Below are 15,417 nucleotides of genomic sequence, written 5' to 3' on the forward strand. Positions count from 1 at the left end.
TTGGGTTTTATGTCCTGATACAGTTGGTGGTAGCTATAAAACAAATCAAAACCCAAAAGATGAGTGGCGGTGCAAAGCACCGCCACTCATCTTTTGGATATTAAATCCTCAACAAAACCTGTCTTGCTATAGTTTTTAACTCTGTGAATTGTATTAACACTTCAGGAAATTGGTACGATCAGAATGATCATGAAAATCCAAGCTTTTATGTTACGAAATTTTATCTTTAAAGTTATCAATATACTTTTATGTCTGGCTCTGATTTTTGCTGGAGCTAGTGCTGTTTCGGCAGATGTATATGTAAAAGCCTTTCTAGAAGGAGCAAACTTTTCGGGGCGATCGCTTCAAGGCTATCAATTTAACGAATCCGATCTGCGCAATGCATCCTTTGTCAATGCTGATGCTCAGGGAGTTAGTTTTTTTGCCGCTAATATGAAAGAAGCGAACTTGACGGGCGCAAATCTTAGTTATAGTACCCTTGATAATGCTCGTCTTGACAAGGCTAACTTAACTAATGCCGTGATCGAAGGCTCATTTGCCTATGGAACTTCGTTTAATAATGTAATTATTGAGGGAGCCGACTTTACCGATGTGGATTTACGCACACCTATTCGGCAAAAGCTTTGCAAATTAGCTAAGGGGCAAAACCCGACCACAGGGCGGTTAACCCGCGATACCCTTGAATGTGACTAAGAATATGACTAATTTCTACGTTCTTCTTACTCTAGGCTGAAGCTTTTTAATTAAATTTTTTAATCAAAAAATACATTGCTATTTTTGAATGTTTTTTTTAATTAAAAATTTGACTGAGCTTTTTTCGCTCTCTTCAATGCCATCACACTGAAAAACCGATTGCAACGAATGGCATCCAGAAATCAGGGCTTTGAGGAGTTTTATTTTTCTTTCTGGGCTTTATGTCTTAACTTTGTTAGCAGTTGTCATATTTGTATTAAGTTAACCTAACTTAGGGGGTATGATTCTCCTTGTGTATAGTACAGAAGTTTGGCAAACTACTTAAAATGAATGGTTTGACTGATACAAATACTTGGATATCTGTGCTAACAATATTTGTTTTCAGGATCGCTCTGCCTATCAATGTATGCAGTTAAATGAAACCTCCAATGACCTATCAAGTGGCAGACTGCTACAAAGAAGCTTATTGCCACAAAGCTTGCCTGTTTACCCTGGGCTAGATATTGCTGCGGAAGTTTGGACGGCAGTCGATCTTGGTGGCGATTATTACCAATTTTTAGAACAACCAGGAACTTTAGCCGTTGCGATCGCCGATTCTTCGGGTAAGTCAGTTGCGGGGGCAATTCACGCAGCATTGTTTAAAGGGCAACTGGATGCCTATGGACAGCAAGGTCGGCTCCAAAACCCTGCGTCCATGTTGAATTCTTTAAATCAATTACTTTGCAAAAGCCGCACTGATGATGCCGTCGCCCTATGTTATGGAGCGATCGATCTAGTCACCTACGAGTTGCATTTGGGTAATGCGGGTATCCCTGGACCCTTGATTTATCGAGCGGAGACCAATACTTGCGAGGAAGTCGTGAATCCAGCGATTGCCCTTGGTCGTTTTGATAGTGCTACCTATCGAGCCACTATGCGATCGTTGAACGCAGGTGATATCGCCATCTTTTTTAGTGATGGTCTATTTGAGGCGACTAATCCTGAAGGTGAAGAATTTGGACGTTCTAATGGTGATGAGATCTCCCCACTCCGCAAAACAGTCATTCAGCTTGCCCAATATTCAGCGATCGACATTTTGCAGGGGCTAAAAACTGCCCTCGATCAATTCACCGAGCAGGACATTCCCGACGATGACGTATCGATTGTAGTCATCAAACTCAAACAAAAAGTTCATTTTTCCGAACTGCGTAACTGTCCCTATTTAGAAGCCTTACAAGCATGGCAGCGCTCGGAAGAAACGGACGAATCGGCTTTACTGCGAGGTACTAGGCTTGCCGAAGCTTTAACTTGGGCAGATGGCCAGCCAGAGTTATCTCGCATCGACTTGAATTTTTTAGAAGCTTCGCAAAGAATCAACGAACGCGAGCAACTCATGGCTGCTAGAGCCGCCGATGCTGATCGCCTTGAAAAGCTCAGCCAAGAATTAGAGAAAAGCCTCGATTCCGAGCGTCGTCAGCGTGTAATCGCAGAAATGGGTGAAATCAATGAAAAAATTGTGGCGCTCACGATTTCTTCAGAAGCTCTTTACCTTTCCAACAATCATATTGAAGCAATGATTGCGGGGGTGATCGGTGGCGTTCAACTCAAGCGCCTCACCACCCAAGTGGATGCCAATACCCTCGAAAACCTGAGAGCAAATACCCAAATTCGTGCCATTACCGCCCTTGAGCAGGTTGTCTATGGAACCCATGAATACAATCGCTTAGAAGGGCATGGATTTTGGGTAAATAAGGTTGGCTATTCCCGCGATGGTCAGTTGATTGCCTCAGCAAGTAGCGATCGCACCATTAAAATTTGGAATGCCTCAGGCGTTTTACTCCAGACATTAACCAGTCATACAAACTGGGTCACCAGTGTTGCCTTTAGTCCCGATGGCAATATGTTGGTGTCTGGAAGTCGGGACAATATGGTCAAGCTCTGGCGGCGTGATGCTAGCGGCAGCTTTGCCGCTCAGCCCATAGCGACCCTCAAAGGTCATGAGGGTCCCGTTTTAGATGTATGCTTCAGCCACAATGGCGAGATGATTGCCTCGGCAAGTGAAGATACGACTGTCAGACTATGGAAAAGTGATGGTACGGTGATTCGGACGTTGCGCGGTGGACACGATCGCTGGGTCACTTGTGTTGCTTTTCATCCCAATAGTAAATCCCTAATTTCAGGTAGTGCCGATCGCAATCTGATTATTTGGAACATTATGGGCGTACCAATTCGCCATTTACGGGGACATGATAGTTTTGTCGAAAGTGTCGCCTATGCGCCCAACGGATTAGCGATCGTCTCTGGCAGTCGCGATCGCACAGTCAAGATGTGGGGCTCGGACGGAGTGTTAATAAAAACCTTCTATGGACATTCCGATAAAGTATGGAGCGTCGCCTTTAGCAATGATAACCACACGATCGCTTCCAGTGGATTTGATCGCACGATTCGAGTGTGGGATATCGAACAGGGCTTACAGTATACCTTCCAAGGACATGGTGATGTCGTCCACAGCATTGCCTTTAGTCCCGATGGCAAAACCCTTGCTTCCGCCAGTAGAGATACCACCGTCAAGCTCTGGGCGATTCGGGGTACCCCCTTGAGAACGCTCATGGGACATACCGATGAGATCTTCTCGATTGCCGTCAGTCCAAATTCTAAGTACCTAGCCTCCACCTGTAAAGATAAAACCGTTAATCTCTGGAACGCTAATGGTACGCTGGAGGCGGTTTTAGAAGGGCACAATGACAAGGTTAACTGCGTTACCTTTAGTCCCGATAGTACGACGATTCTGACCTGTGCCGCCGATGCTAGCATTAAGCTTTGGCGAACGGATGGCACGCTGATTGACACGATCTCCGCCCATCGTGCGGAAATTTATAAAGTGGTTTATCGCTGTGATGGACAGGTTTTTGCTTCCTGTAGCGCCGATGGCACGATTCGAGTGTGGAGTGCCGATGGCAAATGGCTACAAACCTTAACAGGTCACACGGCGGAAGTTTACAGCATTGATTTCAGTCCTGACGGCAGTATGCTCGCATCCGCCAGCAAAGATAAGCTGATCAACCTCTGGAGTTGGGATGGGACGCTGCTGGGAACTCTCGATGGGCATAGTGCTGAAGTCTACACTGTTTGTTTTAACCCCAATGGCACAATGATTGCTAGCGGCAGTATGGATCAGAGTGTGAAACTTTGGAGCATCGAAGGTCAATTGATTAAAACCTTAAATGGTCATAGCGCCGAAGTCACCAGTGTATGTTTTAGCCCTGACGGCAAGTCCATAGTATCTGCCAGTGAAGATTCGACCATTCAATTTTGGAGTGGTGATGGCACTCTTTTACGAACTTTTAACGGACATCAAGGTCCCGTACGGAGTGTTTGTTTTAGTCCTAACGGCAAAATCTTGGTATCTTCGGGCGAAGATCGCAAAATCATCATGTGGAATCTCGATCTCGAAAATCTGTTGATGCGAGGTTGTCAATGGTTACAAGAATATTTAAGAACGAATATTAATGTTTCCGAAGAGGATAAACGCACCTGTCTTGGTGGATGCGGTTGGCTATACAAGTACCTTAAATCCACACCTCCATCCTAAGCAAACGTCAGACAAAATTAAAAGCCAAAAGAGGGTCGCCGCGCTCTGCGCGGCGACCCTCTTTTGGCTTTTATACCAAATTCACGAAAGCGTTTTCTAACAAAAAAACCTCGCTTGGCGAGGTTTTTTTGTTAGAAAACTAAGAGTTAACTATTTGATGATCTTGGTTACAACACCAGATCCAACGGTACGTCCGCCTTCGCGGATAGCGAAGCGCATTTCGTTTTCGATCGCGATGGGGTTAATCAACTCAACGGTCATCTTGATGCGATCGCCAGGCATTACCATTTCAGCATCGCTACCATCATCAGCGGTGAAGCTAGCAATGGTTCCAGTTACGTCAGTTGTACGTACGTAGAACTGAGGACGGTAACCAGGGAAGAATGGAGTCTTACGACCACCTTCTTTCTCGGTCAAAATATACACCTGACCTTCAAATTCGGTGTGAGGCTTGATGGACTTAGGCTTAGCCAAAACCATACCGCGCTCGATATCAGCCTTCTGAATACCGCGAAGCAGTAAACCAGCATTGTCTCCAGCTAGACCCTCGTCTAGGCTCTTCTTAAACATTTCGATACCAGTAACTGTGGTGGTGCGAGTATCGCCAAGACCAACGAGTTCAACGATATCGCCGACCTTAACTTTTCCACGTTCGATCCGACCAGTTGCAACGGTGCCACGACCAGTAATGGAGAACACATCTTCTACTGCCATCAAGAAGTCCTTATCTACGGCACGTTCGGGAGTAGGGATGTAGGAGTCAACGGAATCCATCAAAGACCAGATCTTATCAACCCAAGGATTTTCTCCACGTTGGGTCTTAGGGGCTCCAGTCATTTGCTCAACTGCTTTCAATGCAGAACCACGGGTAATGGGAATATTGTCACCATCGAAGTCGTAGGAGGAGAGTAATTCGCGAACTTCGAGTTCAACGAGTTCGACTAGTTCTTCTTCACCTTCCATTTGGTCTTCTTTATTCAAGAAAACCACAAGTTGAGGCACACCAACCTGACGAGCAAGAAGAATGTGTTCGCGAGTTTGAGGCTCAGGACCATCAGCCGCAGATACAAGGAGGATAGCACCGTCCATTTGCGCCGCACCCGTGATCATGTTCTTAACATAGTCAGCGTGACCGGGACAATCTACGTGAGCATAGTGACGTTGAGTGGTTTGATATTCAACGTGAGCGGTATTGATAGTAATACCACGAGCCTTTTCTTCAGGTGCAGCATCAATTTGATCGTATGCCTTAGCTGTTGCTTGACCTGCCGCAGCAAGAGACATGGTGATTGCAGCAGTTAGAGTGGTCTTACCATGGTCAACGTGACCAATAGTACCGATATTGACGTGGGGTTTGTCTCTCTCAAATTTAGCGCGTGCCATTTTTTCGTAATTATCCTTAAATTTAGTAATTGTTACTCTACGGAATAGAGCATTTTCGGTAATTATTACTCTAGTTTATAGAGTGCTGGTTGAGTATTTTAAAGGACTACTCTTTTTTGCCCTTATTTTTGGTAATGATGGCTTCAGCCACATTTTTCGGTACTTCTTCGTAATGGCTAAATTCCATTGAGAAGCTTGCTCTACCCTGAGTTGACGAGCGAAGGTCAGTAGAATAGCCAAACATCTCAGACAAAGGAACCCTTGCCTCGACTTTTTTGCCAGAAGGAGTATCGTCCATACCAGCAATGTTGCCGCGACGACGGCTGAGGTCACCAATTACGTCACCCATATAGTCTTCAGGTGTTTCAACTTCCACCTTCATGACTGGTTCAAGCAAGACAGGGTTAGCCTTCATGACAGCTTCCTTAATTGCCATCGAACCAGCAATTTTGAAAGCCATTTCAGAAGAGTCCACATCATGGAAAGAACCATGTACTAGGGTCGCTCTTACATCAATCAAAGGATAGCCTGCAAGAATTCCCGATTCACAGGCTTCTTTCATACCTTGTTCAGAAGGCTTGATAAATTCCTTAGGAATTACACCACCAACAATCTTCGATACGAACTCAAATCCCGTGCCTGGCTCGGTAGGCTCTAGGTTGATCACAACGTGACCGTATTGTCCCTTACCGCCACTTTGACGAGCAAACTTGCCTTCAATATCGTTAACGGTCTTACGAATCGTCTCACGATAAGCTACTTGAGGTGCGCCTACATTAGCTTCAACGTTAAACTCTCGCTTCATCCGATCAACAAGAATTTCAAGGTGAAGTTCGCCCATACCAGAAATAATCGTTTGATTGGTTTCTGGATCGGTCATCACGCGGAAGGTGGGATCTTCCTCAGATAGAGATTGCAAAGCCTTGGATAATTTTTCCATATCCTGCTTCGTTTTTGGCTCTACAGCTACGGAAATAACTGGTTCGGGGATAAACAGAGTCTCAAGAACAATTGGTGATTCGAGGTCGCAAAGGGTATCGCCCGTGAAAGTATCTTTCAGTCCTAAAACTGCTCCCAAATCGCCCGCTCTTAATTCGTCGACTTCTTGGCGATCGTCTGCCTTCAAAACGATCAAGCGTGAGATACGCTCTTTCTTATTCTTGACAGGATTGAGAGCGTAGGAACCTTTTTTCAAGATGCCAGAGTAGACACGAACAAAGGTAAGCCGACCGTAAGGGTCAGACATAATCTTGAACGCGAGTGCTGACATCGGCGCATCGTCTTTGGCTTCGCGAATAGCCTCTTCACCATTGGCAAGTAAACCTTGGACTGGTTTGACATCGCTAGGCGCAGGAAGATAATCGATAACCGCGTCTAGGAGTAATTGCACGCCCTTGTTTTTGAATGCCGAACCGCAGGTCATCGGGACAATTTTGCCGCTCAAAGTACCTTTACGCAGACCTGCCTTAACTTCATCTTCAGTGAGTTCTTCACCTTCAAGATATTTTTCCATTAAAACATCGTCAGAATCAGCAACTGATTCAAGCAATTTACTGCGCCAATCATTGGTTAGTTCGACTAGATCGGCGGGAATATCTACTTCATCAATATCTTTACCTATTTCATCTTTATAGATGTAGGCTTTCATTTTGACAAGATCGATAATACCGACTAGGTCTGCTTCACTACCAATAGGGAGTTGAATGGGAACCGCATTAGAGCCAAAACGAGCACGGATTTGCTCTCTTACTCGTAAAAAGTTCGCACCCATGCGATCCATTTTGTTAACGAATACAAGGCGAGGCACTTTATAGCGATCTGCCTGTCTCCAGACTGTTTCTGACTGAGGTTGTACACCACCTACGGCGCAGAAAACGGCAACTACGCCATCGAGTACGCGCATGGAGCGTTCAACTTCGATTGTGAAGTCTACGTGCCCAGGGGTATCGATGATGTTAATGCGGTGATCTTTCCAACTGGTACTGATCGCAGCGGCAGTAATTGTGATTCCACGCTCGCGCTCTTGCGCCATCCAGTCTGTGGTCGCAGTCCCATCATGAACTTCGCCTATTTTATGAACAACGCCAGAGTAAAAAAGAATACGCTCTGTAGTTGTGGTTTTACCAGCGTCAATATGCGCCGCAATACCTATATTGCGTACCTTATCTAAGGCAATAGTTCGTTCCACAATAGTTTCCTCTTGTTTATCAGGAATTGAGAATTTATATTAAGAATAGTATAGCGAGGTAAGCTATGGATTAATAACGGTAGTGAGCGAATGCTTTGTTCGCTTCTGCCATTTTGTGAGTTTCTTCACGCTTACGAATGGTTTGACCAGTTTCATTGGCAGCATCCATCAATTCGTTAGCCAACTTAGTTACCATGCTACGTCCAGCACGACTACGGGAATATTGAACTAACCAGCGGAGGGCTAGGGCTACGCCACGATCAGTACGTACTTCCATAGGTACTTGGTAGGTAGCACCACCAACGCGACGAGCTTTAACTTCGACAAGGGGGGTGGCATTGCGAATTGCGCGATCGAACACCTCTAGGGGTGGGTTACCTGTGCGTTCGCCAATGGTGTCAAGGGCTTTGTAAACGATGTGGGAGGCTACGGAATGCTTGCCGCGTGACATTACACGACGGATTAACATGCTGATGAGACGGCTGTTATAAACCGAATCGGGGGGGGTTATGCGCTTTGAAGCTTTCGTTCTACGAGACATTGCGGTACTAAATTCACCTTATAAAATGAATTGCTAATTTTTACTAAATGGCTAGGGGGATAGCCTTTTCGAGCGTAATTCTTACTTCTTCTTCTTGCCAGTGCTTGCGGCTGGAGCTTGACCTGGCTTAGGTCTTTTTGCACCGTACTTAGAGCGTCCTTGCTTACGATCCTTTACGCCCGAAGTATCAAGGGTGCCACGAATGATGTGATAACGCACACCTGGTAAATCTTTTACACGACCGCCTCTAATCATCACAACGGAGTGTTCTTGCAGGTTATGCCCAATACCAGGAATGTATGCGGTGACTTCAAATCCAGAAGTCAAGCGTACCCGTGCCACTTTTCTAAGGGCTGAGTTGGGTTTTTTGGGTGTGGTGGTGTAGACGCGTGTACAAACTCCCCTGCGTTGAGGACAACTTTTTAGGGCAGGAGACTTTGTTTTGGTGTTTATGGTTTGTCGCTCAGTGCGGATGAGCTGTTGGATCGTGGGCATAAGTGATGATTTGGTATATCTGCGGCTGTGTATTCTAATCAACAGCACATAACTATAACAAAATAGATCTCACAAAGTCAATTGTATACAACAATCGCTTAAAGGTTTGATCGGCTTTGTTATGTTTATGTCGACTGTAGCGATCGCTTTTTTACATTTACTTTGTAATTTACAAAGCTGCAATTTACAAAGTATTGCCAAAAAGAAATGTAGGAAAGATTAACGATAATTCACAATTCGGGCAAAGCCTGCTGGGTCAAGACTTGCTCCGCCAACTAGCACACCGTCAATTTCAGGTTGAGCCATGATTTCGTCAATATTATCAGGTTTGACGGAACCACCATATTGAATTGTAACGTCGCGGTTTACTAGTTTACTACGAATTAGTCCAATTACACGATTAGCTTCGCTAGAGGCACAGGTGTCACCTGTGCCGATCGCCCAAATCGGTTCGTAGGCAATGATTAAATTGTTTTGGTCAATATCGACGAGATCGGCAGCTAGTTGCGAAAAGATCCAAGATTCTGTCTCGTTTGCATCTCTTTGCTGCTTGCTCTCGCCAACGCAAAGAATGGGGGTAAGTCCGCAGGATTGAGCGGCTTTGAGACGTTTATTAACCGTGTCGTCCGTCTCACCGAAGAATTGGCGACGCTCGCTATGACCAACAATGACGTATTTGATGCCTATCTCGACGAGCATTGGCGCAGAGATCTCACCTGTAAACGCACCATTTTCTGACCAGTGGACGTTTTGAGCACCAATACTGAGATTTGCTTGACCGATCGCTGGCACGATTGTTTGGAGGATCGCTAGATTTGTATAGGGGACGCAAATGAGGATTTGCTGATCGGCGATCGCCGCTTGGGGGGCGGTATTTTTTAAGTGGGCAGGAAATTCCGAGAAAAATGTTTTGGCTTCAGACTGGGTTTTATACATTTTCCAGTTGCCAGCGATAACGATTTTACGCAATGCTCGTTTACCCCTGAGTTAAGATCGTGAAAATAAAGAATTGTTGTTTATTTTACCGAAGAATGGTTCATTAAAAGCAAAGGTAAGTAGCTGGGAATAATTAAAACCCAGAATCAAACCTGTAGCGCACGCACAGCGTGCGCTACAGGTTTGATTCTGGGTTTTATATTTAATTGCGCCTAACTACATTAATTGTGAAGAGAGTATCTTTGCTTTTTGACAAAAAATTAGGTCTAAAACTCAATGAGTCTAGCAGAAGGCTGCTAGACTCATGTCTTATAATAATTCAATTAAAGTTTCTACTAGGGGTTTACTGGAACGTGTTGATCTTGATTAACTGTACGCTGTAGCCCTTATCTTTTTTAACTACATAAGCTTGTCTCACCCTGTCCTTGCGGTAGGTCAATCCCCCATACAAGCCCAGAAAAATTAAGAGACCCCAATAACAATACAGGCTATCGAAGCAATCAAAACTACACCGATCTTTGGAATAAGCACTGCCCCGTAAAGATCGCGGAATCGTGGGGAGCAACAGAGCGTCAATCCGATGTGACTTTTAACTCTTCCTTTTTGCTTCTCCTTTTTGCTTTCAAATGTTTACTTCAAAAACCAATCTGGGTTTGCGTTTGGATTGAGTTGCTTTGTCTCTTGTGCCATGTAAATACATTAACGCAGGTGGTGTTCTACAACACTATTTGTTTACATATATTCATAGAATCCTTGGTTATTTAAAACCCAAAAAACAAGCAAAAAGCCTGAATGATTGTGCAGCTTGAGTTTTGCCTTTTAGGGTTCTGACTTTTAGGCTGGCATTTGTTAAGCTATGTATACTGAGCTTAACAAGCAATCTACTTCAATACTGCCAAGACTTTGACTATGCTGCAAAAATCTCCGCTTTATACGATGACTTGGGTAGATACGGTTAATAAGGTCAAGGCTGAATCATGGAATATTCTGGCAAAACCTTTGGCAACCCCTTTCTTTGAATGGGAATGGTTGTCAAATCTGGAGTCTTCGGGCTGTGCGATCGCACAGCAGGGATGGCTGCCGAGTCATTTATTAGTCTGGCAAGGGGATGTATTGGTGGCGGCTGCGCCTTTGTATTTAAAGGGGCATAGTCAAGGCGAGTTTGTGTTTGACCATCAATGGGCGGATTTATCTTATCGGCTGGGGATTGAGTATTATCCGAAATTATTGGGAATGGCTCCCTTTACGCCTGCGGTGGGCTATCGATTTTTGGTGCATCCTGATTTACAGGATAATCCCAATGAATTGTCAAAAATTTACGATCTGATGTTAGTGGAAATCGATCGCCTGTGCGACAGGCATCAAATGTCAGGCTGTAACTTTCTCTATGTCGATCCTAGTTGGAAGCATGAGCTAGAGTCGCGCGGTTTCACAACTTGGATGCACCACAGCTATGTGTGGGAAAATCAGGAGTTTAAGGATTTTGATGACTATTTAAAAAATTTCAATGCCAATCAACGACGCAACATTAAACGCGAACGTAAATCCGTTGAAAGTACGGGGATTACGATGAAGGTTTATACGGGTGAAGAAATTCCCCATTACTTCTATGGCTATATGTATGAGTTATATAACGATCATTGCAATAAGTTTTGGGGTGGCAGCAAATATCTAAATCGCAAGTTTTTTGAAAATCTTGCCCATAATTTTCGCGATCGCCTTGTATTCGTGGCAGGTGAAATCGAGAATCATCCGCAACCTGTGGGCATGTCTTTTTGCATTCGTAAAGATGATCAACTTTTTGGGCGTTATTGGGGCTGTGTCCAAGAAATTGATTGTTTACATTTCAATGCTTGCTATTACAAGCCGATCGAATGGGCGATCGCACAGGGAATTAAACGCTTTGATCCAGGGGCAGGTGGTCAACATAAAAAGCGGCGCGGATTTCCTGCGACTCCAAATTACAGTTTGCATCGCTTTTATCGCGATCGGCTCAAGCAAATTTTAATTCCTCATATTAATGAGGTAAATTCCTATGAAGCAAAACAAATTCAAGCGATTAATAATGAATTGCCCTTTGATTTTGCCCCACCCAATCTTCATGTCTAAAAAAGACCTCCCCTGATATTTCTTCGTTTAAAATCAAGTAGTCATAGGTAAATTATAAATTATTCAATTAGGTTCTATATGTCTATAAGTGTTCGTCTTATAGGACACAGATACGAGGATCGAAAGCGTTTTAGCGGAGACGATCTTTTATTCAAATATTATGGTCTTGATGCTTATAAGTATTCGCCTAAACCACATCTTAAGAGCATAAAAATGCCTGCTTTATCATCGTGGAAAAGTCGTCATTTTAATGATTTAAAATATCTATTGGTTAAGATCAGAGAAGGAATAAGCTTAGAATACGACGATATTTATGATAATCCAGAAATACAAAGAGAATTATTGATGGAATATAGAGCTAAAGGTGATTCACATTTGATATGCCATCCACATTTTTTTGGTTGCTATCTCCCAATAGATTTCAAGGAAATTAATTTAGCAAGCTCATATTTATGGGGTCTCGGTTCTAGCTTTAATCTTCGTGACGAATTGCAAGAAATAGCTTCTAAGCTTGATTTTGACTTGGGGAAATATGTCACTTATGAATTTATTCTTTCTGATGATGAAATAGATTGCCTAATAGTTAAGATGTTTGATGAAGATGATTTATTCGGGTACGAAAAAATGCTAATTCTTCAGTTATATAATATGGCAATTGCTAGTATTAGTTATGACTTAGTAATGGATTTTTCAGGATAGTTGATATTGGCACTGGATCGACCTAATTTGGATCGCTAATGAATAGACACTAACTATTTTTGATTAAACTGTTTGCCCAAATTTCATCTTTATTACTAAAACGTGGTTGCGTCGGTTGAGAATAGTCGATCGCTAAGTCATAACGTCCGCGCTGATAAACCTGATCCACTAAAATTTGCAGATCTAGTGTTGGTTCTAATTCACCTAAGCGTAGCGGAATCGGGAAATTAGGAATGCGATCGCGAATTGAAAAAGCATATAAATCAGCAGCAGGGCGCTCGTGGCTACGACTGACCAAAATATGATAATCAGAAGGAGGAAGTTGTCCTTGTAAAAAGGAGGGATTAGTTCTTAAAAGATCAATTTCAATAAAATGAGTTTGAGTTTGTAAAACTCGCCTTCTTTTGCGGAGATAAGCTTCACGTCCCTCACCTGTCTTTTTGTTTTTAGGGGAAAGTATCTCGATTGCTGTGATTACTTTTCCAGTTTGGACTTCACGAATTTCTAGATAGCGTTCGCTAATTTCCTCATATGTTGGCAAGAGAATGCGAGTTGGGGCGATCGCTGCGCGTTCGGCAACTGCGGTTGCACTATCTTTTTCGCTGCTTGTTTTACTTCGACTAAGCAAAGAAACGTCAGGTATCCCAATTAGCAGATCGTCTCCCGTTTCATCACTCCAATAGGTGCGCTTCTCGATTTCAATGCGATAGTCTTGGCTAAGGGTGTCAGCGAGGGCATCAGCGATCGCTACAATTAATCGACTATGAACAGCCGACCATAATTCGGGGTTTTCTAAATAAGGATTCATGCCAGGGAAGGGTGATGGCATTTTTAGCGATCCTCTTTTTATCTACAATTTTCTGGTAGAGCTTAGCAGAAATTCTAACATGGGCAATCTTATCTTGGCGATCGCATATCCCATATATTGCCTCAGATCGGCAGATTATAAGCCAATCACGATATCTTCTCTATTAGGTTTTGTTTTTAGCAGAAGTGCAGTCTCACATTAGGCAATTGGTATTAATTGGTTATACTGAAAACACTCAGCAGCGAGGGTAAAGCGATGATCCAGACTTTAGCTAAGGAAGAAAACCAATATCTCGTTAAATGGGCTGTCACTTGGGAACAGTTTAAAACTTTGCAATCCGCATTTGAAGAAATCGGTGGAGTGCGGATGACTTATTGTGAGGGAGAACTAGAAATTATGGGTATTGGTTTGCATCATGAAATGATATCCAGTCTTCTTGGGGCTTTACTAATTTCTTATTTCGTCACCAAACGCATCCGCTTTACATCAACAGGTGCTTATACCCAAAAAATTGAACCTAGTCTTGAGTTTCAGGCTGATTTGTCCTTTGCTTTTGGTAATGATCCTGCAAAGACTGACCTATGTATTGAAATTGTTGTTACTAGCGGAAGTGTTAAAAAGTTAAGGAAATATCAATTAAGGGGTATTCCAGAAGTTTGGTTTTGGGTAGATGGCAAAATTAGCATTTATCGATTAGTTGACGGTGAATATTTACAAAGCGATCGCAGTGAATGGCTACCTGAGTTAAACATTGAGCATTTGGAAAAATGTTTGTTGATGGATTCACAGTTAGATGCGATGACAGCTTTTGCAGAAAAATATGTTTAAAGCAAACAAACGATATTTCTTGGGATTTGTCGGAGTTTAGCTAAGCTTTTGCAAAGCTGTTTTTAAGATATCGTCACAAACAAAAATATTAGAGAGACTCGCGTAGCGAGTCTCTTTTGTTTTAGGCATATTTGGCGGTGTAACTACGGGCGATCGCATCGCATCTCTCGTTATCAGGATCACCAGAATGTCCCTCTACCCAATGCCATCGAATATTCGATGAATTGAGAGGGTCGAGTTGTTGCCAAAGTTCTTGATTTTTGACGGGCTTATTGTCCTTAGTTTTCCAGCCATTCTTTTTCCAGCCCTTAATCCATTTAGTGATCCCATCGAGGACATATTTACTGTCGGTATAAAGATCGACAGGGGTAGATTGCTTGTGAGTAGCGAGAAATTCTAAGGCGGCGATCGCCCCTTGCAGCTCCATTTGATTATTGGTAGTTTCGCGAATCCCGCCACCGATTTCCTTGGTACTACCATCATCGAAATGGATGACTACACCCCAGCCACCAGGACCTGGATTTTTAGAGCAAGCGCCATCGGTATGGATGCTGATGATTTTCGATGGGGCTGAATCGGGAATTGGGGATTGGGAATTGGAGATTGGGGAATCACTGATTGCTTTTGTTTTGGGGCTAGCTTTCGATGGAGATTCAGCGGTTGCTTGTAGTTGGTTTGCAGCATTTGTCGATGAGATTCGATCGCGCGATCGCACGATTTCGACGGCAACAGAACCGAGGAAATTGGGAATTGGTGGATGCTTGATAATTTTTACTTCAACTTGAGTAATTTTAGTATCTTCGAGGAGGCTATCGGCGATCGCACCAGCTAAACGCTCGATCAGCTTAAATTTATGCGTTTGCGTGAGGTTCTCAATCTTGCGAATGCAGGAAATATAATTGACGGTATCTTCAATGTCATCATTATGAGTCGCCTTTTCAAAATCTACCCATAGGGTTGCATCCACTTCAAACCATTGTCCTAATACATTTTCTTCAGGCAAATACCCCACATAGCCATAGGCTTTAACCCCTTTTAAATAAATTTTGCTTGTCATGGATTTGAATTTGTTTTGAATTTATGGATATATTCACTGAAGTCAGGACATCAAACCCAATAGAGAGTTGCGGCGCGAAGCGCCGCAACTCTCTATTGGGTTTGATGTT

12 protein-coding genes are annotated in these 15,417 nt (G+C 43.4%); 5 read left to right on the plus strand and 7 right to left on the minus strand.

Annotated features, from left to right (window positions below; translation table 11 throughout):
* The first annotated feature begins 189 nt into the window (after positions 1 to 189).
* Both AC805_RS12840 and AC805_RS12845 read left to right on the plus strand, forming a co-directional pair.
* Positions 190 to 693 carry a pentapeptide repeat-containing protein gene (locus AC805_RS12840; protein WP_055075805.1) on the plus strand — a complete coding sequence of 168 codons (504 nt, stop codon included), beginning with the start codon at positions 190 to 192 and terminating at the stop codon, positions 691 to 693.
* A 406-nt stretch (positions 694 to 1,099) separates the two neighbouring features.
* On the plus strand, positions 1,100 to 4,264 hold the full coding sequence (locus tag AC805_RS12845) for a SpoIIE family protein phosphatase (RefSeq protein ID WP_055075806.1): 3,165 nt from the start codon (positions 1,100 to 1,102) through the stop codon (positions 4,262 to 4,264).
* A 150-nt stretch (positions 4,265 to 4,414) separates the two neighbouring features.
* Here the strand turns inward: AC805_RS12845 and tuf are convergent, their stop codons facing one another.
* From tuf to tpiA, 5 genes are all read right to left on the minus strand, one after another.
* Positions 4,415 to 5,647, minus strand: coding sequence for an elongation factor Tu (gene tuf, locus AC805_RS12850; protein WP_055075807.1), 1,233 nt, complete (start codon positions 5,645 to 5,647; stop codon positions 4,415 to 4,417).
* A gap of 106 nt (positions 5,648 to 5,753) precedes the next feature.
* The gene (gene fusA / locus AC805_RS12855; RefSeq protein WP_055075808.1) at positions 5,754 to 7,835 is read right to left on the minus strand and encodes an elongation factor G; all 2,082 of its coding nucleotides are present in this window, start codon (positions 7,833 to 7,835) and stop codon (positions 5,754 to 5,756) included.
* A 70-nt stretch (positions 7,836 to 7,905) separates the two neighbouring features.
* Positions 7,906 to 8,376: a 30S ribosomal protein S7 gene (gene rpsG, locus AC805_RS12860; protein WP_009627793.1), complete on the minus strand. Its 471-nt coding sequence runs from the start codon at positions 8,374 to 8,376 to the stop codon at positions 7,906 to 7,908.
* 81 nt (positions 8,377 to 8,457) lie between these two features.
* On the minus strand, positions 8,458 to 8,871 hold the full coding sequence (rpsL, locus tag AC805_RS12865) for a 30S ribosomal protein S12 (protein ID WP_009627792.1): 414 nt from the start codon (positions 8,869 to 8,871) through the stop codon (positions 8,458 to 8,460).
* Positions 8,872 to 9,090: 219 nt separating this feature from the next.
* Positions 9,091 to 9,840 carry a triose-phosphate isomerase gene (gene tpiA, locus AC805_RS12870; RefSeq protein WP_072143612.1) on the minus strand — a complete coding sequence of 250 codons (750 nt, stop codon included), beginning with the start codon at positions 9,838 to 9,840 and terminating at the stop codon, positions 9,091 to 9,093.
* Positions 9,841 to 10,716: 876 nt separating this feature from the next.
* On the opposite strand from tpiA, the gene AC805_RS12875 reads away from it, so the two are divergent.
* Together AC805_RS12875 and AC805_RS12880 are read left to right on the plus strand one after the other, a co-directional pair.
* Positions 10,717 to 11,916, plus strand: a complete 1,200-nt coding sequence (locus AC805_RS12875) for a GNAT family N-acetyltransferase (RefSeq protein WP_055075810.1) — start codon at positions 10,717 to 10,719, stop codon at positions 11,914 to 11,916.
* A 78-nt stretch (positions 11,917 to 11,994) separates the two neighbouring features.
* Positions 11,995 to 12,615, plus strand: coding sequence for a hypothetical protein (locus AC805_RS12880; RefSeq protein ID WP_055075811.1), 621 nt, complete (start codon positions 11,995 to 11,997; stop codon positions 12,613 to 12,615).
* 49 nt (positions 12,616 to 12,664) lie between these two features.
* On the opposite strand, the gene AC805_RS12885 is transcribed toward AC805_RS12880, so the two are convergent.
* Entirely contained in the window at positions 12,665 to 13,444 is a 780-nt protein-coding gene (locus AC805_RS12885) for a DUF4058 family protein (protein ID WP_055075812.1), read from the minus strand.
* A gap of 234 nt (positions 13,445 to 13,678) precedes the next feature.
* On the opposite strand from AC805_RS12885, the gene AC805_RS12890 reads away from it, so the two are divergent.
* Positions 13,679 to 14,251 carry a Uma2 family endonuclease gene (locus AC805_RS12890; RefSeq protein ID WP_055075813.1) on the plus strand — a complete coding sequence of 191 codons (573 nt, stop codon included), beginning with the start codon at positions 13,679 to 13,681 and terminating at the stop codon, positions 14,249 to 14,251.
* A 121-nt stretch (positions 14,252 to 14,372) separates the two neighbouring features.
* Here AC805_RS12890 and rnhA read toward each other — a convergent pair whose 3' ends face one another.
* Positions 14,373 to 15,308, minus strand: a complete 936-nt coding sequence (gene rnhA / locus AC805_RS12895) for a ribonuclease HI (protein ID WP_055075814.1) — start codon at positions 15,306 to 15,308, stop codon at positions 14,373 to 14,375.
* Positions 15,309 to 15,417: the final 109 nt, after the last annotated feature.

The organism is Pseudanabaena sp. 'Roaring Creek', assembly GCF_001402795.1.
GTDB lineage: Bacteria > Cyanobacteriota > Cyanobacteriia > Pseudanabaenales > Pseudanabaenaceae > Pseudanabaena.

Excerpts from the sequence above, each read along its gene's own strand:
- AC805_RS12840 (WP_055075805.1), top strand. The coding sequence starts at position 190 with ATGAAAATCCAAGCTTTTATGTTACGAAATTTTATCTTTAAAGTTATC.
- AC805_RS12845 (WP_055075806.1), top strand. The coding sequence starts at position 1,100 with ATGCAGTTAAATGAAACCTCCAATGACCTATCAAGTGGCAGACTGCTA.
- tuf (WP_055075807.1), bottom strand. The coding sequence starts at position 5,647 with ATGGCACGCGCTAAATTTGAGAGAGACAAACCCCACGTCAATATCGGT.
- rpsG (WP_009627793.1), bottom strand. The coding sequence starts at position 8,376 with ATGTCTCGTAGAACGAAAGCTTCAAAGCGCATAACCCCCCCCGATTCG.
- rpsL (WP_009627792.1), bottom strand. The coding sequence starts at position 8,871 with ATGCCCACGATCCAACAGCTCATCCGCACTGAGCGACAAACCATAAAC.
- AC805_RS12875 (WP_055075810.1), top strand. The coding sequence starts at position 10,717 with ATGCTGCAAAAATCTCCGCTTTATACGATGACTTGGGTAGATACGGTT.
- AC805_RS12880 (WP_055075811.1), top strand. The coding sequence starts at position 11,995 with ATGTCTATAAGTGTTCGTCTTATAGGACACAGATACGAGGATCGAAAG.
- AC805_RS12885 (WP_055075812.1), bottom strand. The coding sequence starts at position 13,444 with ATGCCATCACCCTTCCCTGGCATGAATCCTTATTTAGAAAACCCCGAA.
- AC805_RS12890 (WP_055075813.1), top strand. The coding sequence starts at position 13,679 with ATGATCCAGACTTTAGCTAAGGAAGAAAACCAATATCTCGTTAAATGG.
- rnhA (WP_055075814.1), bottom strand. The coding sequence starts at position 15,308 with ATGACAAGCAAAATTTATTTAAAAGGGGTTAAAGCCTATGGCTATGTG.